Annotated in this window: 27 protein-coding genes, 3 tRNA genes and 1 pseudogene; 8 read left to right on the top strand and 23 right to left on the bottom strand. The window is 71.8% G+C overall.

Going from position 1 to position 26,361, the window contains the following annotated elements; genetic code table 11:
• Positions 1-255: 255 nt before the first annotated feature.
• Positions 256-1,482 (top strand): pyridoxal phosphate-dependent aminotransferase, encoded by a 1,227-nt coding sequence (locus ACFV5H_RS01090; protein WP_073932791.1) that lies wholly within the window; start codon positions 256-258, stop codon positions 1,480-1,482.
• Between the two features lie 121 nt (positions 1,483-1,603).
• Complete coding sequence (locus ACFV5H_RS01085) at positions 1,604-2,638, top strand: adenosine deaminase (protein ID WP_385192076.1); 1,035 nt, start codon at positions 1,604-1,606, stop codon at positions 2,636-2,638.
• A gap of 89 nt (positions 2,639-2,727) precedes the next feature.
• Here ACFV5H_RS01085 and ACFV5H_RS01080 read toward each other — a convergent pair.
• The 7 genes and pseudogenes from ACFV5H_RS01080 to ACFV5H_RS01050 all read right to left on the bottom strand — a co-directional run.
• Positions 2,728-3,084: pseudogene (locus tag ACFV5H_RS01080) on the bottom strand (hypothetical protein); the annotation flags it as partial.
• 61 nt (positions 3,085-3,145) lie between these two features.
• Positions 3,146-4,201, bottom strand: coding sequence for a UDP-N-acetylmuramate dehydrogenase (locus ACFV5H_RS01075; protein WP_385058033.1), 1,056 nt, complete (start codon positions 4,199-4,201; stop codon positions 3,146-3,148).
• A 48-nt stretch (positions 4,202-4,249) separates the two neighbouring features.
• Positions 4,250-4,678 (bottom strand): MaoC family dehydratase, encoded by a 429-nt coding sequence (locus ACFV5H_RS01070; RefSeq protein ID WP_385058042.1) that lies wholly within the window; start codon positions 4,676-4,678, stop codon positions 4,250-4,252.
• Positions 4,679-4,686: 8 nt separating this feature from the next.
• Positions 4,687-5,139: a MaoC family dehydratase N-terminal domain-containing protein gene (locus tag ACFV5H_RS01065; protein ID WP_385058034.1), complete on the bottom strand. Its 453-nt coding sequence runs from the start codon at positions 5,137-5,139 to the stop codon at positions 4,687-4,689.
• Between the two features lie 128 nt (positions 5,140-5,267).
• Positions 5,268-5,432, bottom strand: coding sequence for a 50S ribosomal protein L33 (rpmG, locus tag ACFV5H_RS01060; RefSeq protein WP_003948671.1), 165 nt, complete (start codon positions 5,430-5,432; stop codon positions 5,268-5,270).
• Between the two features lie 89 nt (positions 5,433-5,521).
• Positions 5,522-5,594, bottom strand: a tRNA-Met gene (locus ACFV5H_RS01055).
• Positions 5,595-5,640: 46 nt separating this feature from the next.
• Positions 5,641-5,713: transfer RNA gene (locus tag ACFV5H_RS01050), tRNA-Thr, on the bottom strand.
• Positions 5,714-5,912: 199 nt separating this feature from the next.
• On the opposite strand from ACFV5H_RS01050, the gene ACFV5H_RS01045 reads away from it, so the two are divergent.
• Both ACFV5H_RS01045 and ACFV5H_RS01040 read left to right on the top strand, forming a co-directional pair.
• On the top strand, positions 5,913-7,208 hold the full coding sequence (locus ACFV5H_RS01045) for an amidohydrolase family protein (protein WP_385192248.1): 1,296 nt from the start codon (positions 5,913-5,915) through the stop codon (positions 7,206-7,208).
• Between the two features lie 63 nt (positions 7,209-7,271).
• Complete coding sequence (locus ACFV5H_RS01040) at positions 7,272-7,928, top strand: NAD(P)H-binding protein (RefSeq protein ID WP_385058037.1); 657 nt, start codon at positions 7,272-7,274, stop codon at positions 7,926-7,928.
• On the opposite strand, the gene ACFV5H_RS01035 is transcribed toward ACFV5H_RS01040, so the two are convergent.
• Together ACFV5H_RS01035 and ACFV5H_RS01030 are read right to left on the bottom strand one after the other, a co-directional pair.
• Positions 7,925-8,137: a hypothetical protein gene (locus tag ACFV5H_RS01035; protein WP_385058039.1), complete on the bottom strand. Its 213-nt coding sequence runs from the start codon at positions 8,135-8,137 to the stop codon at positions 7,925-7,927. The two genes, ACFV5H_RS01040 and ACFV5H_RS01035, sit on opposite strands and share 4 nt — an antisense overlap.
• A gap of 109 nt (positions 8,138-8,246) precedes the next feature.
• Positions 8,247-8,328: transfer RNA gene (locus tag ACFV5H_RS01030), tRNA-Tyr, on the bottom strand.
• A gap of 235 nt (positions 8,329-8,563) precedes the next feature.
• Between ACFV5H_RS01030 and ACFV5H_RS01025 the strand changes: the two genes are divergently transcribed.
• Positions 8,564-9,052, top strand: coding sequence for a YajQ family cyclic di-GMP-binding protein (locus tag ACFV5H_RS01025; protein ID WP_024883143.1), 489 nt, complete (start codon positions 8,564-8,566; stop codon positions 9,050-9,052).
• Between the two features lie 129 nt (positions 9,053-9,181).
• On the opposite strand, the gene ACFV5H_RS01020 is transcribed toward ACFV5H_RS01025, so the two are convergent.
• Complete coding sequence (locus tag ACFV5H_RS01020) at positions 9,182-9,448, bottom strand: GlsB/YeaQ/YmgE family stress response membrane protein (RefSeq protein ID WP_385192074.1); 267 nt, start codon at positions 9,446-9,448, stop codon at positions 9,182-9,184.
• A 93-nt stretch (positions 9,449-9,541) separates the two neighbouring features.
• Between ACFV5H_RS01020 and ACFV5H_RS01015 the strand changes: the two genes are divergently transcribed.
• Entirely contained in the window at positions 9,542-10,804 is a 1,263-nt protein-coding gene (locus ACFV5H_RS01015) for an APC family permease (protein WP_385192072.1), read from the top strand.
• Between the two features lie 134 nt (positions 10,805-10,938).
• Here the strand turns inward: ACFV5H_RS01015 and ACFV5H_RS01010 are convergent, their stop codons facing one another.
• From ACFV5H_RS01010 to ACFV5H_RS00950, 13 genes are all read right to left on the bottom strand, one after another.
• Positions 10,939-11,505 carry an SMI1/KNR4 family protein gene (locus ACFV5H_RS01010; protein ID WP_385192069.1) on the bottom strand — a complete coding sequence of 189 codons (567 nt, stop codon included), beginning with the start codon at positions 11,503-11,505 and terminating at the stop codon, positions 10,939-10,941.
• Between the two features lie 107 nt (positions 11,506-11,612).
• Complete coding sequence (locus tag ACFV5H_RS01005) at positions 11,613-12,008, bottom strand: YccF domain-containing protein (RefSeq protein WP_385058373.1); 396 nt, start codon at positions 12,006-12,008, stop codon at positions 11,613-11,615.
• The gene (gene htpX / locus ACFV5H_RS01000) at positions 12,005-12,868 is read right to left on the bottom strand and encodes a zinc metalloprotease HtpX (protein WP_385192066.1); all 864 of its coding nucleotides are present in this window, start codon (positions 12,866-12,868) and stop codon (positions 12,005-12,007) included. Before htpX ends, ACFV5H_RS01005 begins: the two co-directional genes overlap by 4 nt.
• Positions 12,869-13,130: 262 nt before the next feature.
• Entirely contained in the window at positions 13,131-14,630 is a 1,500-nt protein-coding gene (locus ACFV5H_RS00995; protein ID WP_385192064.1) for an NADH-quinone oxidoreductase subunit N, read from the bottom strand.
• Positions 14,627-16,201: a NuoM family protein gene (locus ACFV5H_RS00990; RefSeq protein ID WP_385192061.1), complete on the bottom strand. Its 1,575-nt coding sequence runs from the start codon at positions 16,199-16,201 to the stop codon at positions 14,627-14,629. Before ACFV5H_RS00990 ends, ACFV5H_RS00995 begins: the two co-directional genes overlap by 4 nt.
• A gap of 6 nt (positions 16,202-16,207) precedes the next feature.
• Positions 16,208-18,205 carry an NADH-quinone oxidoreductase subunit L gene (locus ACFV5H_RS00985; protein ID WP_385192059.1) on the bottom strand — a complete coding sequence of 666 codons (1,998 nt, stop codon included), beginning with the start codon at positions 18,203-18,205 and terminating at the stop codon, positions 16,208-16,210.
• Positions 18,202-18,609, bottom strand: a complete 408-nt coding sequence (nuoK, locus tag ACFV5H_RS00980; RefSeq protein ID WP_385192057.1) for an NADH-quinone oxidoreductase subunit NuoK — start codon at positions 18,607-18,609, stop codon at positions 18,202-18,204. The genes ACFV5H_RS00985 and nuoK overlap by 4 nt, the downstream gene beginning before the upstream one ends.
• Positions 18,609-19,241 carry an NADH-quinone oxidoreductase subunit J gene (locus ACFV5H_RS00975; RefSeq protein ID WP_385058383.1) on the bottom strand — a complete coding sequence of 211 codons (633 nt, stop codon included), beginning with the start codon at positions 19,239-19,241 and terminating at the stop codon, positions 18,609-18,611. Before ACFV5H_RS00975 ends, nuoK begins: the two co-directional genes overlap by 1 nt.
• On the bottom strand, positions 19,238-19,789 hold the full coding sequence (locus ACFV5H_RS00970) for a NuoI/complex I 23 kDa subunit family protein (protein ID WP_385192054.1): 552 nt from the start codon (positions 19,787-19,789) through the stop codon (positions 19,238-19,240). Before ACFV5H_RS00970 ends, ACFV5H_RS00975 begins: the two co-directional genes overlap by 4 nt.
• Positions 19,790-19,791: 2 nt before the next feature.
• Positions 19,792-20,760 carry an NADH-quinone oxidoreductase subunit H gene (locus tag ACFV5H_RS00965; protein ID WP_385058387.1) on the bottom strand — a complete coding sequence of 323 codons (969 nt, stop codon included), beginning with the start codon at positions 20,758-20,760 and terminating at the stop codon, positions 19,792-19,794.
• The gene (locus ACFV5H_RS00960; protein WP_385192052.1) at positions 20,757-22,271 is read right to left on the bottom strand and encodes an NADH-quinone oxidoreductase subunit C; all 1,515 of its coding nucleotides are present in this window, start codon (positions 22,269-22,271) and stop codon (positions 20,757-20,759) included. Before ACFV5H_RS00960 ends, ACFV5H_RS00965 begins: the two co-directional genes overlap by 4 nt.
• Complete coding sequence (locus ACFV5H_RS00955; RefSeq protein ID WP_073932811.1) at positions 22,268-22,885, bottom strand: NADH-quinone oxidoreductase subunit B; 618 nt, start codon at positions 22,883-22,885, stop codon at positions 22,268-22,270. Before ACFV5H_RS00955 ends, ACFV5H_RS00960 begins: the two co-directional genes overlap by 4 nt.
• Entirely contained in the window at positions 22,876-23,268 is a 393-nt protein-coding gene (locus tag ACFV5H_RS00950) for an NADH-quinone oxidoreductase subunit A (RefSeq protein ID WP_030860845.1), read from the bottom strand. The genes ACFV5H_RS00955 and ACFV5H_RS00950 overlap by 10 nt, the downstream gene beginning before the upstream one ends.
• Positions 23,269-23,499: 231 nt before the next feature.
• Here ACFV5H_RS00950 and ACFV5H_RS00945 point away from each other — a divergent pair, with 231 nt between their 5' ends.
• Both ACFV5H_RS00945 and ACFV5H_RS00940 read left to right on the top strand, forming a co-directional pair.
• Positions 23,500-24,771: a sensor histidine kinase gene (locus ACFV5H_RS00945; protein ID WP_385192048.1), complete on the top strand. Its 1,272-nt coding sequence runs from the start codon at positions 23,500-23,502 to the stop codon at positions 24,769-24,771.
• A 110-nt stretch (positions 24,772-24,881) separates the two neighbouring features.
• The gene (locus ACFV5H_RS00940; protein WP_385058394.1) at positions 24,882-26,246 is read left to right on the top strand and encodes a sensor histidine kinase; all 1,365 of its coding nucleotides are present in this window, start codon (positions 24,882-24,884) and stop codon (positions 26,244-26,246) included.
• Positions 26,247-26,361: the final 115 nt, after the last annotated feature.

Genomic DNA, 26,361 nt, shown 5'->3' with positions numbered 1-26,361 from the left:
ACCGCATCCGACCGGATGCTTGGTGTGCACCGGCTGAGCGCGGGCCGCTGAAGGCCAACGAGGTGAGAGTGTACGTGTTCCTGGGCCGGGCGTCGAACAGAAAGTACCCGGGAGGCACCGTTCCGGCGGAAGATCGTCCCGGCCGTGGTGGACCGGCGGCGTCGATCCGGACTGGTGTTCAGGGGTTTGCCCGGTGTTGTTCAGTACGTGAAACCCTCGTGCCGCGTGGGTTTCCGGTCTGGAACGATGGACCCCATGAGCGCTGCAACCCCTCCCACCGAGCGCCGGGTCTCCGCCCGAGTCGGCGCGATCTCCGAGTCCGCCACCCTCGCCGTGGACGCCAAGGCCAAGGCCCTCAAGGCCGCCGGGCGACCGGTGATCGGCTTCGGTGCCGGTGAGCCCGACTTCCCGACGCCTGACTACATCGTCGAGGCCGCGATCGAGGCCTGCAAGAACCCGAAGTACCACCGGTACACGCCGGCCGGCGGTCTGCCGGAGCTGAAGGCCGCGATCGCCGCGAAGACGCTGCGCGACTCCGGCTACGAGGTCGACCCGTCGCAGATCCTGGTGACCAACGGCGGCAAGCAGGCCATCTACGAGGCCTTCGCCGCGATCCTCGACCCGGGCGACGAGGTCATCGTCCCGGCGCCGTACTGGACGACGTACCCCGAGTCGATCCGGCTGGCCGGCGGTGTCCCGGTCGAGGTGGTCGCCGATGAGACGACCGGCTACCGGGTGAGCGTGGAGCAGCTGGAGGCGGCCCGCACCGAGAAGACGAAGGTCGTCCTCTTCGTCTCCCCGTCGAACCCGACCGGCGCGGTCTACAGCGAGGCCGAGACCGAGGCGATCGGCCGCTGGGCCGTCGAGCACGGCCTGTGGGTGCTGACGGACGAGATCTACGAGCACCTGGTCTACGGCGACGCCTCGTCGGTGTCGCTGCCCGCGCTCCTGCCCGAGCTGCGCGACAAGTGCATCGTGGTCAACGGTGTCGCGAAGACGTACGCGATGACGGGCTGGCGGGTCGGCTGGATCATCGGCCCGAAGGACGTGGTGAAGGCCGCGACCAACCTCCAGTCGCACGCCACGTCGAACGTCTCCAATGTCGCCCAGGTGGCCGCACTCGCCGCCGTCTCCGGCGACCTGGACGCCGTCGCGACCATGCGTGAGGCCTTCGACCGCCGGCGGAAGACCATCGTGCGGATGCTCGACGAGATCGACGGCGTGGTCTGCCCGGAGCCCGAGGGCGCGTTCTACGCCTACCCCTCGGTGAAGGCGCTGATCGGCAAGGAGATCCGGGGCAAGCGGCCGCAGAGCTCGGTCGAGCTGGCGGCACTCATCCTGGAGGAGGCCGAGGTCGCGGTGGTGCCGGGTGAGGCGTTCGGCACGCCGGGCTACCTGCGGCTGTCGTACGCGCTGGGCGACGAGGACCTCGTCGAGGGCGTGAGCCGGATCCAGAAGCTGCTGGCGGAGGCGCGCGACTGACGTCGCCCTCCCGCCACAGGGGCACCCGGGTTCCCCGGGTGCCCCTGTTCTTTTGTGCGAGCAAGACCACGAAAGGGGAAAACGCTACCGGCACGGCGGGGACGTGCGGCAACATCCAGGGATGGAGCGTGTACGTGATCTCTCTGAGCTGCCGAAAGCCCATCTGCACCTGCACTTCACCGGGTCCATGCGGCCCGCCACCCTGCTGGAGCTGGCCGACAAGTACGGCGTGCGCCTGCCCGAGGCGCTGACCGACGCGCTGACGAGCGGGGAGCCGCCGAGACTGCGGGCCACGGACGAGCGCGGCTGGTTCCGCTTCCAGCGGCTGTACGACGCGGCGCGCTCGTGCCTCAGGGAGCCGGACGACATCCGGCGCCTTGTGCGGGAGGCGGCGGAGGAGGAGGTGCGGGACGGCTCGGGCTGGCTGGAGATCCAGGTGGACCCGACGTCGTACGCGCCCCGGCTGGGCGGGCTGATCCCGGCACTGGAGATCATCCTGGACTCGGTGGACGCGGCGACGCGGGACACCGGGATCGGGATGCGGGTGCTGGTGGCGGCCAACCGGATGAAACATCCCCTGGACGCGCGCACGCTGGCCCGGCTGGCGGTGCGGTACGCGGACCGGGGGATCGTGGGGTTCGGCCTCTCCAACGACGAGCGGCGCGGGATGGCCCGCGACTTCGACCGCGCGTTCGCGATCGCACGTGAGGGCGGGCTGCTGTCGGCGCCGCACGGCGGCGAGCTGACGGGCCCGGCGTCGGTACGTGACTGTCTGGACGACCTGGAGGCGGACCGCATCGGACACGGCGTACGGGCGGCGGAGGACCCACGGCTGCTGAAGCGGCTCGCGGACCGCCAGGTGACGTGCGAGGTGTGCCCGGCGTCGAACGTGGCGCTGGGCGTCTACGACAAGCCCGAGGACGTACCGCTGCGGACCCTCTTCGAAGCGGGCGTACCCCTGGCGCTGGGCGCGGACGACCCCCTGCTGTTCGGCTCCCGCCTGGCGGCCCAGTACGAGATCGCACGGAACCACCACGGCTTCACGGACCCGGAACTGGCCGAACTGGCCCGCCAGTCGGTACGGGGCTCAACGGCCCCGGAGGACGTGAAGGCGAAGCTGCTGTCGGGCGTGGACGACTGGCTCGCTGCCCCGTAGCCGTGGGCAGTCGTGCCGCAGGGCGGCACGGGCGGGCACAGCGGCACCCCGCAGCGCCGGGCCGCGTCACACCCCCGACCCACCCTCACGCCCGGTCGCTCGAAGTGGGCGTAGGGCGGATACGCCTTGAAGCACACCAGCACCTCGTAAGGATGTCCACCACCAGGCTTCTGCGTGAGTCCCCGGATACCCGACACCAGAGCCGCCCGCCCCTTCACGGCGCCCTTCTGACACGGCCCCCACCCCGCCGCGTACGCGAAGGACACGGCCGCCTCGGCGAAGGAGAACAGGCCGGCGAGCCGGTTCAGCCCGTCGTGGTCGCCGAGGAGCAGGCCGATCGGTTCCGGGGCACGCAGCGAGGTGTGGCGCAGGATGTGCCGGGACCGGACGACGCGATGCTCGCGCGGGCCGGTCCGGGGACGGAACTCACGCGGTCTCAGATGCATGGGGTCGGCCTCACGCGCCCAGGATCGCGGGCCCGCGCGCCGGACGGCAACGGAGGTTCGGCTACAGGCTGACGCCCACCGTGACCGGTTCGTTGACCAGGGTGACGCCGAACGCGCCGTGGACGCCCGCGACGACTTCCCGGGCCAGGGCGAGGAGGTCTTCGGTCGTCGCCTCGCCCCGGTTGGTGAGGGCGAGGGTGTGCTTGGTGGAGATGCGGGCCGGGCCCTGTCCGTAGCCCTTGGTGAAGCCGGCCTTGTCGATCAGCCAGGCCGCGGACGTCTTGGTGTGTCCCTCGCCCGCGGGGTACGCGGGGGGCTCCACGCCGTCGCCGAGCCGCTCCCGTACGCGCGTGCGGAAGGCCGCGAACGCCTCGTCGTCGAGGATCGGGTTGGTGAAGAAGGAGCCGGCCGACCAGGTGTCGTGGTCCTCGGGGTCCAGGACCATGCCCTTGCCCGCGCGGAGCTTCAGCACCGTCTCGCGGGCCGTGGCCAGCGGTACCCGGTCGCCCGGCGCGACACCGAGGACACGGGCCGTCTCGGCGTACTTGACGGGCCCGGAGAGGCCGCCCGCGTCCTCCAGTCCGAAGCGCACCCGCAGGACGACGTAGCGTTCGGGGTCGGCCTTGAAGCGGCTGTGGCGGTACGAGAAGGCGCACTCCTCGTTGCCGAGGGTGACGGTCTCGCGGGTGCGGCGGTCGTAGGCGACCACCTCGGTGATGGTGGAGGAGACCTCCTGGCCGTACGCCCCGACGTTCTGGATCGGGGTGGCGCCCGCCGAGCCGGGGATGCCGGCCAGGCACTCGATGCCGGCGAGATTCGCCTCCACGGTGCGGGCGACGGCGTCGGTCCACACCTCGCCGGCGGCCAGCTCCAGCCGCGTGCCGTCCAGGGTGAAGCCCTTGGTCGCGACGACGAGGGCGGTGCCGTCGAAACCCTTGTCGCCGATGACCAGGTTGGAGCCGCCGCCGATGACCAGCAGCGGCGTACCGCTGTCGTCGGCCTCGCGGACGACGGCGATCACCTCGTCGTCGGTCGTCGCGGTGACCAGCCGGGTCGCGGGGCCGCCCAGCCGGAAGGTGGTCAGCGGGGCGAGGGGGGCGTCGTGGAGTTCCTGCACGGGCCCAAGACTACGAGACGGCACCGACAGCCCCCCGCCGCGTCCGGCTCAGCTCAGCCGGACGACCGCCCGCGACATGCCCAGCACCTTCTGTCCGGCGCTGGTCGCGGTGAGGTCGACGCGGACCGTGTGGTCGTCGAGCTTGGCGGCGACCTTGCCGCTGACCTCGATGACGGCGCCCCGGTCGTCGTCGGGGACGACGACCGGCCGGGTGAAGCGGACGCCGTACTCGACGACCGCGCCCGGGTCGCCCGTCCAGTCGGTCACCACGCGGATCGCCTCGGCCATGGTGAACATGCCGTGCGCGATGACGTCGGGGAGGCCGACCTCCTTGGCGAACCTCTCGTTCCAGTGGATGGGGTTGAAGTCACCGGAGGCGCCCGCGTACTGGACGAGGGTGGCCCGGGTCACGGGGAACGTCTGCGCGGGCAGCTCGGTGCCGACCTCGACGTCGGCGTAGGAGATCTTCGCCGTCATGGTGTTGGTCACGCCTCCTCGGCCGCGCGGGCCACCAGCTTGGTCCAGGCGGTCACGACGTGTTCGCCGGCCTGGTCGCGCACCTCGCCACGGATGTCCAGTATGTCGTTGCCCGCCATCGACTTGACCGCCTCGATGGTCGAGGTGACCGTGAGCCGGTCACCGGCGCGCACGGGACGGACGTAGGCGAACTTCTGGTCGCCGTGCACCACCCGGCTGTAGTCGAGGCCGAGCTGCGGGTCGGCGATGACCTGCCCGGCGGCCTTGAAGGTGATCGCGAACACAAAGGTGGGCGGGGCGATCACATCGGGGTGGCCGAGCGCCTTGGCGGCCTCCGCGTCCGTGTACGCCGGGTTGGCGTCCCCCACCGCCTCGGCGAACTCGCGGATCTTCTCCCGGCCCACCTCGTAGGGCTCGGTGGGCGGGTAGCTCCGCCCCACGAAGGACTGGTCGAGCGCCATGCGCGTGGCACCTCCTGTGTCTGACTGGCCTGCCTGCGGTCGGCCGGTCCTGACCGTATCCGGCCGACGGGAAAACGACACGAGGCCGCCCCCCTGGCTGGGGGGACGGCCTCGTGTACGAGCCTGATTTATCGCGTTTCGCGGTGCGCGGTGTGCGCGTTGCAACGCGGGCAGTGCTTCTTCATCTCAAGACGGTCCGGGTTGTTACGCCGGTTCTTCTTGGTGATGTAGTTCCGCTCCTTGCACTCCACGCAGGCCAGCGTGATCTTCGGGCGGACGTCGGTGGCAGCCACGTGAGTGCTCCTTGACGAACGGATTGACTGTATTTACGCAATGAAGAGTAGCCGATCGAAGGACCGACCCCACAATCGGCTACTGTCTGTAGCGGTGACCGGACTTGAACCGGTGACACAGCGATTATGAGCCGCTTGCTCTACCGACTGAGCTACACCGCTTTGATGCGATCGGGCCCCGCCTCGCGGCGGGAACCTCTCACACCAGAGCCCCAAAACGGAATCGAACCGTTGACCTTCTCCTTACCATGGAGACGCTCTGCCGACTGAGCTATTGGGGCGAGCGATGAAGACATTACACGGTCCGCCGCCGTTCGCCCAAATCCGTTTCGGTCCCCCTCTCCCGGGCGGACCACGCCGGTACGACTATTGGGCTCCTCCCGGCGAGGGACGGGCCCCCGGCCTAGGCTCGGACTCACTCTGCGTGATCTTGCCTGCGTGACCCTGCCCCCCGTCCGCAGCCCGAGCCCCTGGAACGCGATGCCCGACAGCCGGCCGCAGCCACCGTCCCGTCCGCCCTCGTCCTCGGGTCCGGCTCCGGGACCGGCTGCGGCCGATCCGGCCCCGCTGCTGCTGTGCGGCGCGCGTCTCACCGACGGCCGGACCGTGGACGTACGGCTGGGCGGCGGGCGCATCGAGGCGGTCGGTACGGCCGGCAGCCTGACGGCGGACGGCACGCCCGCGTGCGGCACACAGGTCGACCTCACCGGCTATCTGCTCCTGCCGGCCCCCGCGGAGCCCCACGCCCACGCGGACACCGCGCTGACCGCCGACGCCGGCGGCCCCGGCTCGTACGATCCCCGGGACGTCCAGTGCCGCGCGACGGAGGCGGCGCTGCTCCAGCTCGGGCACGGTGCGACGGCTCTGCGGGCGCACGTACGCGTGGGCGACGTGGCCGGGCTCGGCGCGCTGACCGCCGTACTGCGGGCGGAGCGCTCGCTGCGCGGGCTGGCCGAACTGACGACGGTGGCGGTGCCGCGGGTGCTGACCGGGGTGGCCGGGGCGGACGGGCTCGCGGTGCTGCGGGACGCGGTGAAGATGGGCGCGTCCGTGGTGGGCGGCTGCCCCGATCTCGACCCCGATCCCACGGGGTACGTGGAGGCGGTCCTGGAGGTCGCCGCCGAACACGGCTGCCCCGTCGACCTGCACACGGACGCCGCCGACCCCGCCCGTACGGCCCGGTTCGCGGCCATGGCGGGCGGACTGCGGCCGGGGGTCGCCCTCGGCCCGTGCGGCGGTCTCGCCCGGCTGCCCGCCGAGCCGGCCGCGCGGACCGCGGACCGGCTCGCGGCGGCCGGGGTGACGGTGGTGTGCCTGCCGCAGGGCGGCTGCGGCGCCGTGGACCGTCGGGGCGCGGCGCCGGTACGGCTGCTGCGGTCGGCGGGGGTGCGGGTGGCCGCCGGGAGCGGTGCCCTGCGGGACGTGTCGAACCCGGTGGGCCGCGGCGACCCGCTGGAGGCGGCGTACCTGCTGGCCTCCCGCCACGGGCTGTCCGCCGAGGACGCCTACGCCGCGGTGAGCACGTCGGCGCGGGCGGCCCTGGGACTGCCCGAGGTGCGCGTGGAGGCGGGTTTCCCGGCCGAGCTGCTGGCGGTCCGCGGGGACGGGCTCCCGGGGGCGCTGTCGCTGGGGTACAGCCGCATCGTGGTGCACGGGGGGCGGGTGGTGGCTCGGACGAGCGCGGTGCGGGAGTACTGCGGTCCGTCGGCGGCGGAGGCGTCGGCGGCGGAGGGGGAGGAACCGGGACTGCCCCGGCAGGGCTGGGGCAGCGTGTAGAGCCGGGCGGGCCCCCGGGGCGTTGCGCGACGGACGGGGTGGCCCCGGCGTACGGTCGGAGGCATGCGCATTGTCATCGCTGGTGGTCATGGTCAGATCGCGCTGCGGCTGGAGCGGCTGCTCGCCGCGCGCGGGGACGAGGCGGCGGGCATCATCCGCAAGCCCGAACAGGCCGACGAACTGCGGCAACTGGGCGCCGAACCGGTCGTGCTCGACCTGGAGTCGGCGTCGGTGGAGGAGGTCGCCGAGCGGCTGGAGGGGGCGGACGCGGCGGTGTTCGCGGCGGGCGCCGGGCCGGGCAGCGGTGCGGGCCGCAAGGAGACGGTGGACAGGGCGGCGGCGGTCCTCTTCGCCGACGCGGCCGTCCGCGCGGGCGTACGGCGTTTCGTGATCGTGTCGTCCATGGGCGCGGACCCGGCCCACGAGGGCGACGAGGTCTTCGACGTGTACCTGCGCGCCAAGGGCGAGGCGGACGCGTACGTACGCGGTCTGGACGCCCTGGACTGGACGATCCTGCGGCCCGGACAGCTCACCGACGACGCCGGGACCGGCCTGGTCCGCCTGGAGGCCCGCACGGGCCGCGGCCCGGTCCCGCGCGACGACGTGGCCGCCGTGCTGGCGGAGCTGGTGGACACCCCCGCGACGGCCGGTCTGACCCTGGAGCTGATCAGCGGCCCCGCGCCGGTGTCGGTGGCCGTGAAGTCGGTGGCCGGCAACTAGAAGAGGGGCATCTGCCCCGGGAACTCCGGTACCACGTAGCCGTCCAGCGAGGGTTGTTCCGCACCGAACCGGGCCTGCCTGCGCGACCCGGGGCACGAGGTCAGTTCCCCGCTCCCCCGGGCGCCGGGCGGATCGTGCCGCGCGTACCGCCCGGCGACGACGGCGATCTCACGACGGCACTCGGGGCAGGAACGGCGACGGGACGACATGGGGCCAGTGTGCCCTGGTGCCTCCGCCCGTCGACAGCATGCGCCCACGAACACGAAGAGACCCCCTCCGGACTGCGTTTCCGCAGTCCGGAGGGGGTCTTCCCCAGTGTGGCGGCGCCAGGATTCGAACCTGGGAAGGCTGAGCCGGCAGATTTACAGTCTGCTCCCTTTGGCCGCTCGGGCACACCGCCGGGGTTGCTGCCGTCGAACCGCTTTTCGGCGGTGCTCCCTGGCAACGACGTAAACAATACCCGATGGACAGGGGTGCTTCGCCACCCGATTGATCGCCACCCGGAGGCCGGGGGGTGACTAGGCTGGTCCGGATGCGGCCGGGGACCGATGCCGGGCTCGGGGGCCGCTTCACGTACGCCGGTACGCATCCGGTGCGCAGCCCGGTACGCACCCCGATACAAGGAGCCACAGGACATGGCCGACTCCAGTTTCGACATCGTCTCGAAGGTCGAGCGGCAGGAGGTCGACAACGCCCTCAACCAGACCGCCAAGGAGATCTCGCAGCGCTACGACTTCAAGGGCGTGGGCGCCTCGATCTCGTGGTCCGGGGAGAAGATCCTCATGGAGGCGAACTCCGAGGACCGGGTGAAGGCCGTCCTCGACGTCTTCCAGTCCAAGCTGATCAAGCGGGGCATCTCCCTGAAGGCCCTGGACGCGGGTGAGCCCCAGCTCTCGGGCAAGGAGTACAAGATCTTCGCGTCGATCGAGGAGGGCATCTCCCAGGACAACGCGAAGAAGGTCGCGAAGATCATCCGTGATGAGGGCCCGAAGGGCGTGAAGGCCCAGGTGCAGGGCGACGAGCTGCGGGTCAGCTCCAAGAGCCGCGACGACCTGCAGGCCGTCATCGCGCTGCTCAAGGGCAAGGACTTCGACTTCGCCCTGCAGTTCGTGAACTACCGGTAGGTCCGGCCGGCCGGACCGGGACCGGTGGCGTTCGCGCGCCGCACGGGCACGAGGAAGGGTGGGCACCCGCGCGGTGACCGCCCTTCTCGCCTGCCGGCCGCGGCTCGGGGACCGCCGCGCGGTGCCAGGTCAGTCGCGTGAGTGGCCGAACAGGATGCGGTAGACGATCAGGAGGACCAGCGAGCCGCCGATCGCGGCGGCCCAGGTGGTGCCGTCGTAGAAGTCCTTGGTGATCGGGTGGTCGAGCCAACGCGCCGATATCCAGCCGCCGATGAAGGCGCCGGCGACGCCGATCAGCGTCGTGCCGATGAGGCCGCCCGGGTCACGGCCGGGCAGCAGGAACTTCGCTATGGCTCCGGCCAGCAGTCCCAGGATGATCCAGCCGATGATCGTCATGCCGTACACCTGCCCCTTTCCCGCTGTTCTCGCACCTCGAAGGACGCCGCGCGTACCCATGCCGGTTGCACGTGATCAGTAGGGTGCGGTCTCATGACAGACACGTCCGGTCCCGCGCTGCGGCGCACGCTCGGCGTCGGCGATGCCGTGGTCATCGGTCTCGGCTCGATGGTGGGAGCCGGGATCTTCGCCGCCCTGGCGCCCGCCGCGCACGCGGCCGGTTCCGGGCTGCTCCTCGGGCTGGCGGTCGCCGCCGTGGTCGCCTACTGCAACGCCACGTCGTCGGCGCGCCTCGCCGCCCGCTACCCGGCCTCGGGCGGCACGTACGTGTACGGGCGCGAGCGACTCGGGGACTTCTGGGGCTACCTCGCGGGCTGGGCCTTCGTGGTCGGGAAGACGGCCTCCTGCGCGGCGATGGCCCTCACCGTGGGCGCGTACGTCTGGCCGGGGCAGGCGCACGCCGTGGCGGTGGCCGCCGTGGTGGCGCTGACCGCGGTGAACTACGGCGGTGTCCGGAAGTCCGCGTGGCTGACGCGGGCGATCGTGGGTGTGGTCCTGGCTGTCCTCGCTTCCGTGGTGGTGGTGTGCCTGACATCGGGGGAGGCCGAAGCCGGGCGGCTGGGCATCGGGATCTCCGGCGGTGCCGACGGGGTGCTGCAGGCGGCCGGTCTGCTGTTCTTCGCCTTCGCCGGGTACGCCCGCATCGCGACCCTCGGTGAGGAGGTCCGGGACCCGGCGCGCACCATCCCCCGGGCGATCCCGCTGGCCCTGGGCATCACGCTGGTCGTGTACGCGGCTGTCGCTATGGCCGTCCTCTCGGTACTGGGGTCGAAGGGGCTGGGCGACGCCACCGCGCCGCTCGCCGACGCGGTGCGGGCCGCCGGTGTTCCCGGACTGGTGCCGGTGGTGCGGGCGGGGGCGGCGGTGGCCGCGCTGGGCTCGCTGCTCGCCCTGGTCCTGGGGGTCTCGCGGACGACGCTGGCCATGGCCCGGGACCGGCATCTGCCGGGTGCCCTCGCCGCCGTGCATCCGCGGTTCCAGGTGCCGCACCGGGCGGAACTGGCCGTGGGCGCGGTGGTCGCCGTCCTGGCCGCCACGGTGGATGTGCGGGGCGCGATCGGGTTCTCCTCCTTCGGTGTGCTGACGTACTACGCGGTGGCCAACGCGTCGGCCTGGACACTCGATCCACGGCCGGCGACGCGGGCGGTGCCGGCCGTGGGGCTCGCCGGGTGCCTGGTGCTGGCGTTCTCGCTGCCGTGGGTTTCGGTGGTCGTGGGTGCGGGGGTGCTGGTGGCGGGGGTGGCGGCTTACGGCGTGCGGCGGGGGTCGGGGGCGAGCGGTAGCCGTGGCGAGTAGCGGGTGGTGGGTTCCGGGTGCGAGGTGAGGCGTGTTCTCAGGTGCGGCGGGTTTCCCAGATGTGCCTGGTCCTTTCGGGCCTTGAGTTCCGGGATGTTTTTCCGGGGCGCCTCGGTGGCCTTCGCGGAGCTCGGTCAGAACGTCGGCGCCGATGTCCCTCGGCCCGTGAAACCGGTCCAGGGTGCCAGGTCCACCCCTTCGTTCTCCTCCTCGTACCAGCCCGTGCCCTGGACCCAGGAGCGGAGCCAGTCCGTGAGGCCGGGCGCGTCGAGGAACCAGGCGTGGTCGGGGTCGCCCGGGTTGGGTTCGAAGAGGAGGACGGTGGCCTGGGGTGAGCGGCAGTCCACACAGGCGTACATGCCGCAGCCCCAGTGGGATATGGGCAGCATTCCCTCGGGCCAGGGCCAGTCGGGGTCCTCGCGGCCGCTCTCACGGTTGGCGAGGTACTGGGCCACGGCGGCGGGTTCACCGGAGGGTGCGCTGTCCAGCAGGGGCAGCAATCCGTACTCGGGGCCGAATCCGCCGTCCGCTATGCGCAGATAGAGCTCGGCGAGCAGCGGGGGCAGGGCGAAGCCCAATGTGGCCTCGGCGCGTGCCAGTGTGGCCGCGTCGATGGGCTCGGGGAGGGAAGGCCAGCCCCATGGGCGGGTGTTGCGGGCCTTTTCCGCCACCTGTGTCAGCAACTGCTCGTGCTCGGTCATGGATTCATCATGCGGGCCGCCACTGACATCCGTGCGGGCCTGTGGACAACCTCCGGCTTGTGGACGACGCCCGGGTCATGACGCGACCGACGGGGGCGCCTCCCGCCTCACCCGCGCTGTGTGAACGACTGGTCCGTCCGCACGATTTCGCGGCCCAGCGGGAACAGCGAGACCGGGATCAGTTTGAAGTTGGCGATGCCGAGCGGGATTCCGATGATCGTCACGCACAGGGCGATGCCGGTGACGATGTGGCCGAGCGCCAGCCACCAGCCCGCGAGGAGCAGCCACAGCACGTTGACGAGGAAGGAAGGGGCTCCCGCGTCCCGGCGCTCGACCGTCGTGTACCCGAAGGGCCACAGGGCGTAGACGCCGATACGGAAGGCGGCGACGCCGAAGGGGATGCCGATGACCGTGATGCAGAGCAGCACGCCCGCGAGCAGGTAGCCGAGGAACAGCCAGAAGCCGCTGAAGACGAGCCATATGAGATTCAGGATGGTCTTCACTGGTGGTGACCTGCCATCTTCTCGAGCCGGGCGATGCGTTCCGCCATCGGCGGGTGGGTGGAGAACATCTTCGAGAGCCCCTGGCCCGGGCGGAACGGGTTGGCGATCATCATGTGGCTGGCCGTCTCGATGCGGGGCTCGGGGGGCAAGGGAAGCTGTTTGGTGCCGTGTTCCAGTTTGCGCAGGGCGCCGGCGAGGGCGAGGGGATCGCCGGTGAGCTGGGCGCCGGAGGCGTCGGCCTCGTACTCCCGGGAGCGACTGATGGCCAGCTGGATGAGGGACGCGGCGAGCGGGCCGAGGATCATGATCAGCAGCATGCCGAGGAGGCCGGGGCCGTCGTCGTCGTCCGAGCGGCCGATCGGGATCAGCCAGGCGAAGTTGACCAGGAACATGATCACGGAGGCGAGGGCGCCGGCGACCGAGGAGATCAGGATGTCGCGGTTGTAGACGTGGCTGAGTTCGTGGCCGATGACGCCGCGCAGCTCCCGCTCGTCCAGCAGGCGCAGGATGCCTTCGGTGCAGCACACGGCCGCGTTGCGCGGGTTGCGGCCGGTGGCGAAGGCGTTGGGGGCCTCGGTCGGGGAGATGTACAGGCGTGGCATGGGCTGGCGGGCCTGGGTGGAGAGCTCGCGGACCATGCGGTACAGCCCCGGGGCCTCGAACTCGCTCACCGGGCGGGCGCGCATCGCGCGCAGGGCCAGCTTGTCGCTGTTCCAGTACGCGTACGCGTTGGTGCCCAGCGCGATCAGGACGGCGACGACGAGCCCCATGCGGCCGAAGAAGCTGCCGATGACGATGATGAGTGCGGACAGTCCCCCGAGGAGGACTGCTGTCCTGAGCCCGTTGTGCCGGCGGTGCACGGTACGCCCTCCAAGTCGTGCGGCAGGGGGACCCTTGCTTGCTGATCTTCCTTCTGACCTGCGCTGCCCACTGGTCTCGTGGTGTCACGTCCAGTGGACCCTCCCGTACCGGTCAACGCCAGGCGAAGGGCACTAGTTCCCTTGTGCGCGCGGTGGCGCGTGTCAACCGTCCGGGTGACGGCCGTCCGGAGCGTCCCGGGCGGCACGCGCGCGTGGCCGTGCGGTGGCCGTACGCGCGCGTGCGGGGCTCGGCCCGGTGTGCTCAGAAGAGCCCGGTGCCGGTGAAGCGCAGGACCAGCTGGGGTGCGCCGGACAGGGCGATGCCGAGGACGCCGGTCAGGGCGAGGGCGGCGGAGAGCGGGGCGGGGAGCCGGTGTTTGACCGGTTCGCCCTCGGGGGCGCGGAACAGCAGGGCCGTCCACTGGAGGTAGTAGACCAGCGCGATGACGACGTTGACGGCCATGACGACGGCGAGCCAGCCGAGTCCGGCGTCGACGGCCGCGGAGAACACGGTGACCTTGGCGAAGAGGCCGATGATGCCCGGCGGGAGTCCGGCGAGGCAGAGCAGGAAGAAGCCCAGGAGGAGCGCGGTGAGGGGGTTGGAGGCGTGGAGGCCGCGGTAGTCGGCGACGCGGTTGAGGCGGTGTGTGCGGCCCACGAGGGCGGCCACGGCGAACGCGCCCAGGTTCACGGCGCCGTACATGAGGGCGTAGGCGACGGTGGAGCCGATCGACTTCTCGGGGTCGCCGGAGTACGCGGCGGCGGCGATCGGCACCAGGAGGTAGCCGGCCTGGCCGACGGACGACCAGGCGAGGAGGCGTACCGCGCTGTACGCGCGCGTGGCCTGCTGTCTGAGGGCGCCCACGTTGCCGACGGTCATGGTGAGGGCGGCCAGCGCGGCGAGGGCAGGACCCCAGACGTCGGCGTACGACGGGAGGGCGACGACGGTGACGAGGATCAGGCCGGAGAAACCGACCGCTTTGCCGATGACCGACAGGTAGGCGGCGATCGGCAGGGGGGCGCCCACGTAGGTGTCGGGGACCCAGAAGTGGAAGGGGACGGCGGCGGTCTTGAAGGCGAAGCCGATGAGGGTGAGGACGACGCCGGTCTGGGTGAGGGTGTGGAGCTGTCCGTCGACGTCCTGGATGCGTTCGGCGACCAGGGTGAGGTGGAGGGTTCCGGTGGCGGCGTAGACGAAGCTGATGCCCAGCAGGCTGACGGCGGTGGCGGTGACGGAGGACAGGAAGAACTTCAGGGCCGCTTCGGAGGACTTCCGGTCGCCGTGTCTGAGGCCGACCAGGGCGAAGGCGGGCAGGGAGGCGACCTCCAGGGCGACGACGAGGGTCGCGAGGTCGCGGGAGGCGGGCAGGAGGGCTGCGCCGGCCGCGGAGGAGAGGAACAGGAACCAGTACTCGCCCTCGGGGAGCCGTTTGCCCTCGTCTTTCAGGGCGGTGACGGACAGGAGGGCGGCCAGGAGGGCGCCGCCGAGGACCAGGAACTGGATGACCAGGGTGAAACGGTCCGCGGTGTAGCTGCACACGCCTTCGACGCCGACCAGGCAGAAGGTGCTGCGGTCGGCGTCGAGGAGGGGCAGCAGCATCAGGGTGGCGGCGGCGAGTCCGGCCACCGCGAGCCGGCCCAGGAGCGGTTTCCGCCTCTCGTCGACGAACAGGTCGGCGACGAGGACGACGAGTCCGACGACCGCCGTGATGGTGGGCGGCGCGATGGCCAGCCAGTCGACGGACTGGACGAGGGAGCTCATCGGGTGCCTCCTGCGAGGAGCTGCTGCACGGCCGGGTCGGTCAGTCCGAGGAGGGCCCCCGGCCAGAGGCCGGCGACGACGGTGAGGACGACGAGCGGGATCCAGGCCGCGAACTCGTAGGAGCGCACGTCGGTGAGTTCCGGGGCGTCCTGGGGTGCGGCGCCCATGCAGACCCTGCGGACCACGACCAGCAGGTACGCGGCCGTCAGCAGGGTGCCGAACGCGCCGATGGCCATGAAGGTGAGGAAGGCGGGGCGGCTGAGGCCTTCGGCGGGGTCGAAGGCGCCGAACAGGGCGAGCATCTCGCCCCAGAATCCGGCGAGTCCGGGCAGGCCGAGGGAGGCGACGGCGGCGAAGGCGAGCAGGCCGCCGAGGCGCGGGGCCCTGCCGTAGAGGGCGGCGCCGGTCTCCTTCGCGAGGGTGTCGAGGTCGGTGCTGCCGGTGCGGTCCTTGAGGGCTCCGACCAGGAAGAACAGCAGGCCGGTGATGAGGCCGTGGGCGATGTTGGCGAACAGGGCGCCGTTGACGCCGGTCGGGGTCATGGTCGCGACGCCGAGGAGGACGAAGCCCATGTGGCCGACGGAGGAGTAGGCGATGAGGCGTTTGAGGTCGCCCTTCGCGCCCCGCTTGGCGAGGGCCAGGCAGGCGAGGGACCCGTAGACGATGCCGACGACGGCGAACGCGGCGAGGTACGGCGCGAAGGTGCGGAAACCGTCCGGCGCGGCGGGCAGCAGGATCCGTACGAACCCGTACGTGCCCATCTTCAGCAGGACACCGGCCAGCAGGACCGAGCCGACGGTCGGAGCGGCGGTGTGGGCGTCGGGCAGCCAGCTGTGCAGCGGCCACATCGGGGTCTTCACCGCGAGCCCGACCCCGATCGCCAGTACGGCGATGACCTGCACGGATGTGGTCAGGGACCGGCCGTTGTCAGTGGCGAGTGCCACCATGTCGAACGTGCCCGCCTTGATTCCGATCAGGAGCAGGCCGAGCAGCATGACCACGGAGCCGAGCAGCGTGTAGAGGATGAACTTCCAGGCGGCCTCGGCCCGGCCCTCGCCGCCCCAGCGGGCGATGAGGAAGTACATCGGGATGAGGACCGTCTCGAAGGCGAGGAAGAACAGGATCAGGTCGAGGACGGCGAAGGTCGCGAGGGTGCCGGACTCGAGGACGAGCAGCAGGGCGACGAAGGCCTTCGGGGACGGTCCCGCGGGCGGCTTGAAGTACGAGTGGAGCGCGCAGAGGAAGGTCAGCAGCGCGGTCAGGACCAGGAGGGGGAGTGAGATGCCGTCGGTGCCGAGGTGGATGCGTACGTCCAGTGCGGGGATCCATCTGATGTCGGTCGTGGCCTGCATCTTCGACGGCTGGTCGTGGTCGAAGCCGAGCGCGAGGACGATCGCCGCGATGAGGATCGCGCCGGTGACGGTCACACCGTGGCGGAGCACCGCCTGGTCGGGTGACTTCCCCTTCAGTCCGGGCGGGGCCGGCAGGAGAGCGGCGGCGGCGCCGAGGAGCGGGCCGGCGACGAGGAACGCCAGAAGGAACTGCATCACGGACTCGTTGATATCGATCACGCCTGCTCACGCTCCCGTGGCGACGAGGACGGCGGCGACCGCGAGGACGACGGTGCCGGCGAGCAGCGCGCTCACATAGGTCTGCAGATTGCCCGTCTGGGCCCGTCGTACGGCGGCGCCGAGCCAGCGGGGCAGCGTGCCCGCGCCGCGTACGTAGGTCTCGACGACCTCGCGGTCGAGGAACCGGACGAGGCTCGCGCCGGCCCGGACCGGGCGGACGAAGAGGGTCGTGTACACGGCGTCCAGGTGGAAGCCGGCGGCCGCGTGGCGGTGCAGCGGGCCGAGCAGCAGCCGTCCGGGGTCCGACGGGTCGGGTGCGTACGCGATGTCTCCGTAGGCCGGTTCGTGGCTGGCGATGGCCTCCGCCTCGACCAGTCCGGCGTCGCCCTCGGGGTGGGCGGCGACGGCACCGAGGGGGACGCGGGCGGCGGCGTGCGCGGTGGTGTGCCGCCAGGTGGCGTAGGTGATGATGCCGCCGACCAGGGCCACGCCCGTGCCGAGCACGGAGGTGGTGAGTGTCGGGGTGAGGTCGTGGCCGTCGAACCAGTCGGGCAGTACGCGGTAGGCGAACCCGCCGAGCGCGAGGGACGGTACGGCGAGCACCCACAGCACCGTGGTCATCGTCAGCGGCTGCCTGCCGTGGTCGGGCGCCTCGGTTCCGTACCCGCGGAAGGCCAGCAGCCACAGCCGCATCGCGTACGCGGCGGTCAGCAGGGCCGTGACGAGGCCGGCTAGGAGGACGATCCAGCCCGCCGCGGCGGGGGTGTGCTCGGTGTGGCCGGTGACGACGTGTTCGGCGACGCCGAGGACGGCCTCCTTGGAGAAGAAGCCGCTGAACGGCGGGATCGCGGCGAGCGCGAGGAGCGCCACGGTCATCGTCCAGTAGGCGTCGGGGACCCGGTCCCGCAGGTGGCCCATGCGGGACATGGCGGCCAGTGAGTTGGTACCGGCGGCGTGGATGATCACGCCGGCCGCGAGGAACAGCAGCGCCTTGAAGGCGCCGTGGGACAGGAGGTGGAAGACGGCGGCGCCGCGGTCGGCGACGGCGAGGGCGCCGGTCATGTAGCCGAGCTGGCCGATCGTCGAGTAGGCGAGGACACGTTTGATGTCGTCCTGGGCGAGCGCGGCGAGCGCCGAGCCGGCCATGGTCACGGCGGCCATGACGGCGAGGACGGTCATCGCGGCCTGCGAGGCCTCGAAGAGCGGGAGGAGACGGGCGACGAAGTAGACACCGGCGGCGACCATGGTCGCGGCGTGGATCAGCGCGGAGACGGGGGTCGGGCCCGCCATCGCGTCGGGGAGCCAGGTGTGCAGCGGGAACTGTGCCGACTTGCCGGCCACGCCCGCCAGGAGCAGCAGGGCGATCAGCGTGGGGTGTTCGATGCCTCCGCTCGCGACGGCGGCGAGGACGCGGGTGATGCGGAAGGACCCGGCTTCGGTGGCGAGGGCGAACAGGCCGATGAGGAAGGGGACGTCGCCGAGCTTGGTGACCAGGAAGGCCTTGAGGGAGGCGGCACGTGCCTCGGGGGTCTCCCAGTAGTGGCCGACGAGGAAGTAGGAGCAGATGCCCATGACTTCCCAGCCGACCAGCAGCACCATCAGGTCGCCGGAGTAGACGACCAGGAGCATCGCGGAGGTGAACAGGGAGACGAGGGCGGCGTAGGAGGGGTAGCGCGGGTCGTCGCGCAGGTAGCCCGTCGAGTAGATCTGCACGCAGCCGGCGACGACGGTGACCAGGACGGCGGTCAGTGCGGCGAAGCCGTCGATGTACAGGGCGAGTTCGATCGGGACCGAGCCGGTGGGGGTGAGCTCGGTCGCGGCGTCGACGGTCTGGTCCCCGCCCTGGCGCCAGGCGACCGTGGCGGCCAGTGCGAGGGAGGCGAGCGTCGGCAGGACGGCGAGCGGGCGGACGAAGCCGGGGGCCGTGCGGCCCAGGAGCAGCCCGGCGAGCGCGCCGAGGAACGGGAGGAGGGGGACGAGGACGGCGAGGGTGGTCGTGGTCACGCGGTGGCCTCAGCCTTCTCGCCGGCCGTCCGGGACCCGGGGACTGCGCGGCCGGTGGTGTCGCTGTCGGGGCCGTCGGGCTGGTGGCCCTCGGCGGTGTCGCGGAGTTTGTCGATGTCCGAGGTGCCGCGGTTGCGGTACACGGCGAGGACGATCGCCAGACCGATGCCGATCTCGGCGGCGGCGATGGCGATGGTGAACAGGGTGAGGGCCTGGCCGGAGTGCAAGGTCTCCTCGGCGGTCCGGCTGAGCCAGACGTCGAAGGCGACCAGGTTCAGGTTGACGGCGTTGAGCATCAGCTCGACCGACATCAGGACCAGGATCGCGTTGCGGCGGGCGAGGACGCCGTACAGGCCGGTGCAGAAGAGGAGGGCGGACAGAACGGCGGGATAGGCGAGGTGCATCAGCGGGCCCCTTCCGTGTCGCGCCGGGTGTCCGTCGCGTCGGACGCGGCGTCGGCCTTCGCCTTGCGGGACAGGACGATCGCGCCGACGAGGGCGGCGAGGAGGAGGACGGAGAGGGCCTCGAAGGGGAGGACCCAGTGCTGGAAGAGACTCGCGCCGGTGACGTCCGTGGAGCCGGCGGGGGCGCCGTCCAGGTCGATCCAGGTGGTGCGGAAGGCGTCGACGACGACCCACACCAGGGCGGCCGCGGCGGCGACGGCCACGGCGAGGGCGACCCAGCGGTTGCCGGAGTCGGCGTCCGGTGAGCGGCCGATGGGGGCCCTGGTGAGCATCAGCCCGAACAGGAGCAGGACGACGACGGAACCGACGTAGATGAGGACCTGCACCCAGGCGATGAACTCGGCGGTGAGCAGGAGGTACTCGACGGCGAGGCCACCGAGGGCCACCACCAGCCACAGGGCGGCGTGCACCAGCTGCCGGGTGGTGACGGTGACGACGGCGGCCCCGAAGGTGACCAGGCCGACGAGGAGGAAGGCGATCTCCACGCCGGTCGGGGAGAGGAAGCCGTGCGTCCCGGCGGCGGTGGTGGTCGTGGCGTGCGCGGCCGTTCCCGCCGCTGCGGCGAGGATCACGACCCCTCCCCCTGCGGTTCGGCCTGGGCGGCGGCGAGCTTGTCGGCGGTCTTGCGGGCGGCGGCGAGTTCCTTCGGCTCCTCGGCGCCGGGGTCGAGCGCGGGCGGGGCCGGGACGGTCCACATCCACTCGCGGAGCTTGTCGCGCTCGTGGGTGAGGTCGCGGATGTCGGTCTCGGCGTACTCGAACTCCGGGGACCAGAACAGGGCGTCGAAGGGACAGACCTCGATGCAGATACCGCAGTACATGCACAGGGAGAAGTCGATGGCGAAGCGGTCGAGGACGTTGCGGCTGCGTTCGCGTCCGCCGGGGGCCGCCGCCGGGACCGTCTCCTTGTGGGAGTCGATGTAGATGCACCAGTCCGGGCACTCGCGGGCGCACAGCATGCAGACCGTGCAGTTCTCCTCGAACAGGCCGATCACACCGCGGGTGCGGGGCGGGAGGTCGGGCTGGGTGTCGGGGTACTGATCGGTGACGGACTTCTTCGTCATCGTCCGCAGGGTGACGGCCAGGCCCTTGGCCAGGCCGGAGCCGGGGATGGGAGCCATGGTTACCGGATCACCACCTTCACGATGCCGGTGAGGGCGATCTGGGCGAGGGAGAGGGGGACGAGGAGGGTCCAGGAGAGTTTCTGGAGCTGGTCCTCGCGCAGGCGGGGGTAGGTGACGCGGAGCCAGATGACGACGAAGGCGAGGACCGCGGTCTTCAGCAGGGTCCAGACCCAGCCGAGCCCGTCGGCGCCCCAGGGGCCGTGCCAGCCGCCCAGGAACAGGACGGTGGTCAGGCCGCACAGGACGACGATCCCGGCGTACTCGGCGAGGAGGAACAGGGCGAAGCGCAGGCCGGTGTACTCGGTGTACGCGCCGAAGATGATCTCCGAGTCGGCGACCGGCATGTCGAAGGGCGGGCGCTGGAGTTCGGCGAGGCCGGCGATGAAGAAGACGAGCGCGCCGGTGATCTGCCAGGGCAGCCACCACCACTCGAACGCGTCGAGGATGCCGACGAGGGAGACCGTGCCGGCCGCCATCGCCACCGAGGCGGCGGTGAGCAGCATCGGGAGTTCGTAGGCGAGGAGCTGGGCGGCGGTACGCAGGCCGCCGAGGAGGGAGAACTTGTTGGCGGAGGCCCAGCCGGCCATGAGTGAGCCGAGGACGCCGACGCCCATGACGGCGAGGACGAAGAACACGCCCGCGTCGATCACCTGGCCGACCGCGCCCTCGCCCGGGCCGATCGGGACGGCGAGCAGGACGAGGAGGTAGGGCAGGAGGGCGACGGCCGGGGCGAGCTGGAAGATGCGCCGGTCCGCGCCGGCCGGGACCACGTCCTCCTTCTGCGCGAACTTCACGCCGTCGGCGATGAGCTGGGCCCAGCCGTGGAAGCCACCGGCGTACATGGGGCCGAGGCGGCCCTGCATGTGGGCCATCACCTTGTGCTCGGTCTGACCCACGATCAGGGGGAAGGTGAGGAAGACGACGAACACGACCAGGAGTCGCAGGGCGACGTCGAGCGCGTCGTTCACCGCGGGCCTCCTGAGGGGTCTTCGGGGGTGGGGGACTCGGAGTCGCTTCCGGTCCCCGGTCCGGTCTCGGGGTCCGCGTCGGCCTCGGGGCCAGGCTCTCGGACCGGACCGGGTTCCGGCTTGGCGGTGCCTTCGGGCTCCGATCCGGCCTCGGGGACCGCCCCGGCCTCATGGGCCGGTCCGCGATCCGACTTGGGCTCGCCTTCGAGTTTCGAGCCGGCCTCGGGGGCCGGCCTGGAGCCGGTCTCGGCGTCGGCGCCGGGCTCCGATCCGGTATCCGGAGCCGCGTCCTCCCGGGCCTCGCGGCCCGGACCGGCATCGGGCTTCACCTCCGCTTCCGCCTCCGTCCCGGGTTGGGCGAAGGCGGGGCGGGCGTGGTGCCAGGGGGCGTCCGGGCTGCGGGGAGCGGCGGAAGGCTTCTGGTCCCGGCGGTCCTCGGTGGGCACGGGGGCGGATTCGTCGCCCGCTGCCGCGGGTTCGTCGGACGGCTCCGGAGCCCCCGACGCGGCGCGCGGGCTCGCGGACCCCTCGGACGCGGTACGCGCCCGGCGGGGTCCGCCGGCCGCGGAGGCATCGGAACGCTGCGACGCCGACCCCTCACTCGCGCTCCGCGCACGCCGTGCAGGGGCAGCGCTCGTCTCGGACGGAGCAGCCGACTCGGGACGCACCTCCGCCGACTGGCCCGCGGAGCCCTCCGCGGCCGTACGGGTACGGCGCGGCTGGGCGGAAGACCCGGCGGCCGACTGGCTCGCGGAGCCTTCCGCCGCCGTGCGAGTGCGGCGGGGCGGGGTCGCGGGCTGGGCGGACGCCTCCGAGCCGGCCGCCTGACTCGCGGAACCCTCCGCCGCCGTGCGAGTGCGGCGGGGGCGGTCTCCTGTCGCTCGTGTCGCGCCTGCCGCTGTTCTGCCCGTGCCTCGGGCCGGGCGGGCCGGGGCCGGGGGGAGTTGGCCCTTGAGGGGGCCCCATTCGTTGGGGTCGGGGACGCCGGGGGGAAGCATCTGGCGGCGCTTGGGGCCGCCGTGCTCGGACTCCCCGGGTTCCTTGGCGCCGGGCCAGGCCTTGGCGACCCGGGCGGCGAGGACGAAGTCCTTGCGCAGCGGGTGGCCCTCGAACCCGTCCGGCAGGAGCAGGTGGTCCAGGCCCGGGTGGCCCGTGAAGTCGACGCCGAACATCTCGTGCGTCTCGCGTTCGTGCCACGCGGCACCCGCGTAGACGTCCACGGCGGAGGGCAGCGTGGGGGCCTCGTGCGGCACCGTGGTGCGCAGCAGCAGGCGGCGTACCGGGGCCAGGGCGGCGACGTGCGCCGTGACGCGGAACCCGGTGCCGGGTTCGTCGACCGCGCTCAGCCAGTCGAAGAAGGTGCAGCCGATCCGGTCGCGCGCGGCTTCCAGCGCGGTGATCCAGGAGGCGGGCGGTACGTCGACGGTCAGGACGCCGTACGACTCCTCCGCCGTGGCCTCCGTACCGAACAGTTCCTCGGCGTCGGCGGGGAGCCAGCCGACCGCGGTCATCGGCCCTCCCCCTCACCGGACGGCGCCGGCGGCCGGACCAGCCCGCTCTGCAGCGCCGCCGCCGACGGCCGCCCCCCGCCGGAGGCGGACCCGTACCGCTCCCCCAGCGACTCCCGTGCGATCTTCTCCTGGAGTTTCAGGATCCCCTGGAGCAGCGCCTCGGGCCGTGGCGGGCAGCCGGGGACGTAGACGTCGACCGGGATGATCTGGTCCACGCCCTTGGTGACGGAGTAGGAGTCCCAGTACGGGCCGCCGCAGTTGCTGCACGCGCCGAAGGAGATGACGTACTTGGGCTCGGGCATCTGTTCGTACAGGCGCTTCACCGCGGGCGCCATCTTGTCCGTGACCGTGCCGGAGACGACCATCAGGTCGGCCTGGCGCGGCCCCGGCGCGAAGGGGATGACGCCGAGGCGGATGAAGTCGTGGCGGGCCATCGACGCGGCGATGAACTCGATCGCGCAGCAGGCGAGGCCGAAGTTGAAGACCCACAGCGAGTAGCGGCGGCCCCAGTTGAGGACCACCTTCATCGGCTCGGGAGCCAGCCGGGCGAGCGCGCCGAGCCTCTTCGGTTCCGGGAGCAGGACGGGCTCGGGGGCGGCAGGGTTCACGTCCATGTCAGGACGCCCTTCTTGTATGCGTACAGCAGACCCACGGCGAGGAAGCCGAGGAAGATGAACATCTCCACGAGGGTGGTCGCGCCGTAGCCGTCGGCGGCGAAGACGGTCGCCCAGGGGAAGAGGAAGATCGAGTCGACGGCGAAGATCACGTAGAGGAAGGCGTAGACGTAGTAGCGGACCTGGGTGTGGGCCCAGCCCTCGCCGACGGGGTCGACCCCGCACTCGTACGTCAGGAGTTTCTCGGGCGTGGGGACCACCGGCCGCAGCAGGCGTCCCGCCCCGAAGGCGACGGCGACGAACAGCAGGCCGACGACGGCGAGCAGTCCGACGACCGAGTAGGACTGGAAGTAGTCCGCCGCGACGACGGTCGTTTCCCGCACGTCCGCCCCTCACTCCCTTGATCGGCGCCCTGGCCCATGCCTGTGCCGTGCCCTTGATCCGTGCCGGTGAACGTCACGGTTCGACGATCTGTACGCACGGGAGTCTAGGCCCTGATAAATGCACCGTAAGCAGCCCGTCACCGCTCGGCATGCGGGGGTGGGGTTTTCCTCAGTGCGTCCTGGCGGTCCACCTCATGGCGCCGGCCCCCGGCTCCGGGCACGCTTGTGCCCATGACCGAACCATTCCCGAATCCGGGCACGTCCGTGACGGCACTTCCGGAGCCGGCCGAGCCCGGCGACCGCCCGCCACCGGCCCGTTTCGCGTACGACGCGCACACCTGGAAGGAGATCGCCCACCTCCTGGCGAACCTGCCGGTGTCGCTGGCCGGCTTCGTCTACACGGTGACCATGCTGTTCACCGGCGTCGGGCTGACCGTCACGGTGATCGGGTTCCCTCTGCTCGCGCTCGGGCTGATGGGTTCCCGGCTGCTGGGCAGGATGGAGCGGGCGCGGGCCAGGAAGCTGCTCGGGGTGCGGGTGGAGGAGCCGAGCCGGCTGCCGATGCGCGGTCACGGCGGGTTCTGGCCGCAGCTGTGGATGGCGGTCAAGGATCCGGTGGGCTGGCGCACCGTCCTGTACGAGCTCATACGGCTGCCGTGGGGCGTCCTCACCTTCGCCGTCACGCTGGTCGGTCTGTTCGTGCTGTGGCCGGTGCTGCCGTTCATCGTGCGGGGCCTGGCCAACGCCGACCGGGCGATGGTGCGCGGTCTGCTGTCGCCCTCCGACGAGCTGGAGCGGCGCATCGCCGAGCTGGAGTCGGACCGCGGGGTCGTGGTGGACACGGCGGCGGCGGACCTGCGGCGCATCGAGCGCGATCTGCACGACGGGGCACAGGCCCGGCTGGTCAATCTGGCGATGGGCCTGGGCCTGGCCAAGGAGAAGCTGCTGGAGGACCCCGACGCCGCGGCGTCGATGGTCGACGAGGCGCACGGCGAGGTGAAGCTGGCGTTGCAGGAGCTGAGGGATCTCGCCCGGGGCATCCATCCCGCGGTCCTGACCGACCGGGGTCTGGACGCGGCGCTGTCCTCGGTCGCCTCGCGCTGCACGGTGCCGGTGCAGGTGACGGTCGACCTGGACGAGCGGCCGGCCGCCGCCATCGAGGGCATCGCCTACTTCACCGTCTCGGAGCTGCTGCAGAACATCAGCAAGCACAGCCGCGCCCGGTCGGCCGCGGTGGAGGTGTGGCGGTCGGAGGGCCGACTGCTCATACAGGTGTGGGACGACGGGCGCGGGGGCGCGAGCCTGGACGGCGGGACGGGTATGCGGGGTCTCGCCGACCGGCTGGGCGCGGTGGACGGTCTGTTCGTCGTGGAGTCGCCGGAGGGCGGTCCGACGACGGTGACGGCCGAGCTGCCGTGGCGGGACCGTTCCGGTGCCCTGGCCGAGGGCCCGGACAGGGCCAGGAGGACGTCCAAGGAGGCGTCCGTCCGCGGCCGGGGGTAGGGAAAACCCCCCGCCCAAGACTGCGACGGACTCCATGTTCCGCCGACCTGCGGCGGAGCAGTCTGGAGGTACGACAGCACAGCCGCCGGACGAGGAGAAGGACGACGCCGATGAGCACGGAGTACGGACAGGGCTACGGGCTCTCCACGGAGTCCGGGTATCCCGGGCACACCGAGGGACGGCGGCACCGGCTGCCGGCCGCGCTGCGGGCGCCCGTCGAGGGACGCACCTGGCGCGAGCTGGGGTATGTGCTGCTGAGCCTGCCGATCAGCATCCTGCTGTTCACCTACGCGGTCACGATGGTGTCGCTGGGGGCGGGCCTGCTGGTGACGTTCCTCGGTGTCCCGGTGCTGGCGACGGCGCTCACCGGCTGCCGCGGGTTCGGGTCGGTGGAGCGGGCGCGGGCGCGGGGGCTGCTGGGTCTGGAGGTGGCCGAGCCGGAGCCGCTGCGGATGAGGCGGCAGGGGTTCATGGCGTGGATCGGGGCCGTGCTCAAGAGCGGCGCCTCCTGGCGGGCCCTGCTGTACGCGGTGCTGCAGCTGCCGTGGGCGGTGCTCTCCTTCGTCGTCACCGTGACGCTCTGGTCGGTGGGATGGACGCTGGTGACGTATCCGCTGTGGTTCTGGGTCCTGCCGACGTACGGCGGTCAGGACGGCATACAGCTGTACGGCGACGAGCACCACCAGATCTATCTGGACAACCCCTTCGAGATCACGGTGACCGCGGGGGTGGGCCTGCTGTTCACCCTCGCCACGCCGTGGATCGTGCGGGCGCTGACGATGGTGGACCGGGTGATGGTGCACGGTCTGCTGGGACCGTCGCGGCTGGCCACGCGGGTGGTGGAGCTGGAGTCGGACCGCGGGGTCGTGGTGGACACGGCGGCGGCGGACCTGCGGCGCATCGAGCGCGATCTGCACGACGGGGCGCAGGCCCGGCTGGTGGCTCTGGCCATGGATCTGGGGCTGGCGAAGGAGAAGCTGCGGGAGGACCCGCGGGTGGCGGCACGGATGGTGGACGAGGCGCACGGTGAGGTGAAGACGGCGCTGCAGGAGTTGCGGGACCTGGCCCGCGGCATCCATCCGGCGGTGCTGACCGACCGGGGGCTGGACGCGGCGCTGTCCTCGGTCGCCTCGCGGTGCACGGTGCCGGTGCAGGTGGAGGTGGACCTGGCGGAGCGGCCCGCGCCTGCCATCGAGGGCATCGCCTACTTCACGGTCTCGGAGCTGCTGCAGAACATCAGCAAGCACTCGCGGGCGACCTGGGCGGCCGTGGAGGTGTGGCGGACGGAGAACCGGCTGATGCTCCAGGTCGTGGACAACGGGGTGGGCGGCGCCGATGTGTCGGAGGGTTCCGGGCTGGCCGGGCTGGCGGAGCGGCTGGACGCGGTGGACGGGATCCTGGTGGTGGACTCCCCGGCGGGCGGCCCGACGCGGGTGACCGCCGAACTGCCGTGGCGGGCGGAGCGGACACGATGAGAACGGGCTGAGACCGGGAGAACAGGCTGGGACCGGCAGGCCGGCGGACCGACGGACCGGCTCCGCAGAGGAAACCGGCGGAACCGGCGGGTGGGTGCGAGCCACGGGCTCGCAC

The organism is Streptomyces sp. NPDC059787, assembly GCF_042732315.1.
GTDB classification, from domain to species: domain Bacteria; phylum Actinomycetota; class Actinomycetes; order Streptomycetales; family Streptomycetaceae; genus Streptomyces; species Streptomyces atrovirens.
The sequence above is the reverse complement of the archived record's forward strand: the minus strand, read 5'-3'. Positions and strand labels throughout refer to the sequence as shown.

Bases quoted from the DNA above. Each gene is read 5' to 3' on its own strand.
- ACFV5H_RS01090 (WP_073932791.1), top strand. From the start codon at position 256: ATGAGCGCTGCAACCCCTCCCACCGAGCGCCGGGTCTCCGCCCGAGTC.
- ACFV5H_RS01085 (WP_385192076.1), top strand. From the start codon at position 1,604: ATGGAGCGTGTACGTGATCTCTCTGAGCTGCCGAAAGCCCATCTGCAC.
- ACFV5H_RS01070 (WP_385058042.1), bottom strand. From the start codon at position 4,678: ATGACGGCGAAGATCTCCTACGCCGACGTCGAGGTCGGCACCGAGCTG.
- ACFV5H_RS01065 (WP_385058034.1), bottom strand. From the start codon at position 5,139: ATGGCGCTCGACCAGTCCTTCGTGGGGCGGAGCTACCCGCCCACCGAG.
- ACFV5H_RS01045 (WP_385192248.1), top strand. From the start codon at position 5,913: ATGCCCGACAGCCGGCCGCAGCCACCGTCCCGTCCGCCCTCGTCCTCG.
- ACFV5H_RS01040 (WP_385058037.1), top strand. From the start codon at position 7,272: ATGCGCATTGTCATCGCTGGTGGTCATGGTCAGATCGCGCTGCGGCTG.
- ACFV5H_RS01035 (WP_385058039.1), bottom strand. From the start codon at position 8,137: ATGTCGTCCCGTCGCCGTTCCTGCCCCGAGTGCCGTCGTGAGATCGCC.
- ACFV5H_RS01025 (WP_024883143.1), top strand. From the start codon at position 8,564: ATGGCCGACTCCAGTTTCGACATCGTCTCGAAGGTCGAGCGGCAGGAG.
- ACFV5H_RS01020 (WP_385192074.1), bottom strand. From the start codon at position 9,448: ATGACGATCATCGGCTGGATCATCCTGGGACTGCTGGCCGGAGCCATA.
- ACFV5H_RS01015 (WP_385192072.1), top strand. From the start codon at position 9,542: ATGACAGACACGTCCGGTCCCGCGCTGCGGCGCACGCTCGGCGTCGGC.
- ACFV5H_RS01010 (WP_385192069.1), bottom strand. From the start codon at position 11,505: ATGACCGAGCACGAGCAGTTGCTGACACAGGTGGCGGAAAAGGCCCGC.
- ACFV5H_RS00995 (WP_385192064.1), bottom strand. From the start codon at position 14,630: ATGAGCTCCCTCGTCCAGTCCGTCGACTGGCTGGCCATCGCGCCGCCC.
- nuoK (WP_385192057.1), bottom strand. From the start codon at position 18,609: ATGCACCTCGCCTATCCCGCCGTTCTGTCCGCCCTCCTCTTCTGCACC.
- ACFV5H_RS00970 (WP_385192054.1), bottom strand. From the start codon at position 19,789: ATGGCTCCCATCCCCGGCTCCGGCCTGGCCAAGGGCCTGGCCGTCACC.
- ACFV5H_RS00960 (WP_385192052.1), bottom strand. From the start codon at position 22,271: ATGACCGCGGTCGGCTGGCTCCCCGCCGACGCCGAGGAACTGTTCGGT.
- ACFV5H_RS00955 (WP_073932811.1), bottom strand. From the start codon at position 22,885: ATGGACGTGAACCCTGCCGCCCCCGAGCCCGTCCTGCTCCCGGAACCG.
- ACFV5H_RS00945 (WP_385192048.1), top strand. From the start codon at position 23,500: ATGACCGAACCATTCCCGAATCCGGGCACGTCCGTGACGGCACTTCCG.
- ACFV5H_RS00940 (WP_385058394.1), top strand. From the start codon at position 24,882: ATGAGCACGGAGTACGGACAGGGCTACGGGCTCTCCACGGAGTCCGGG.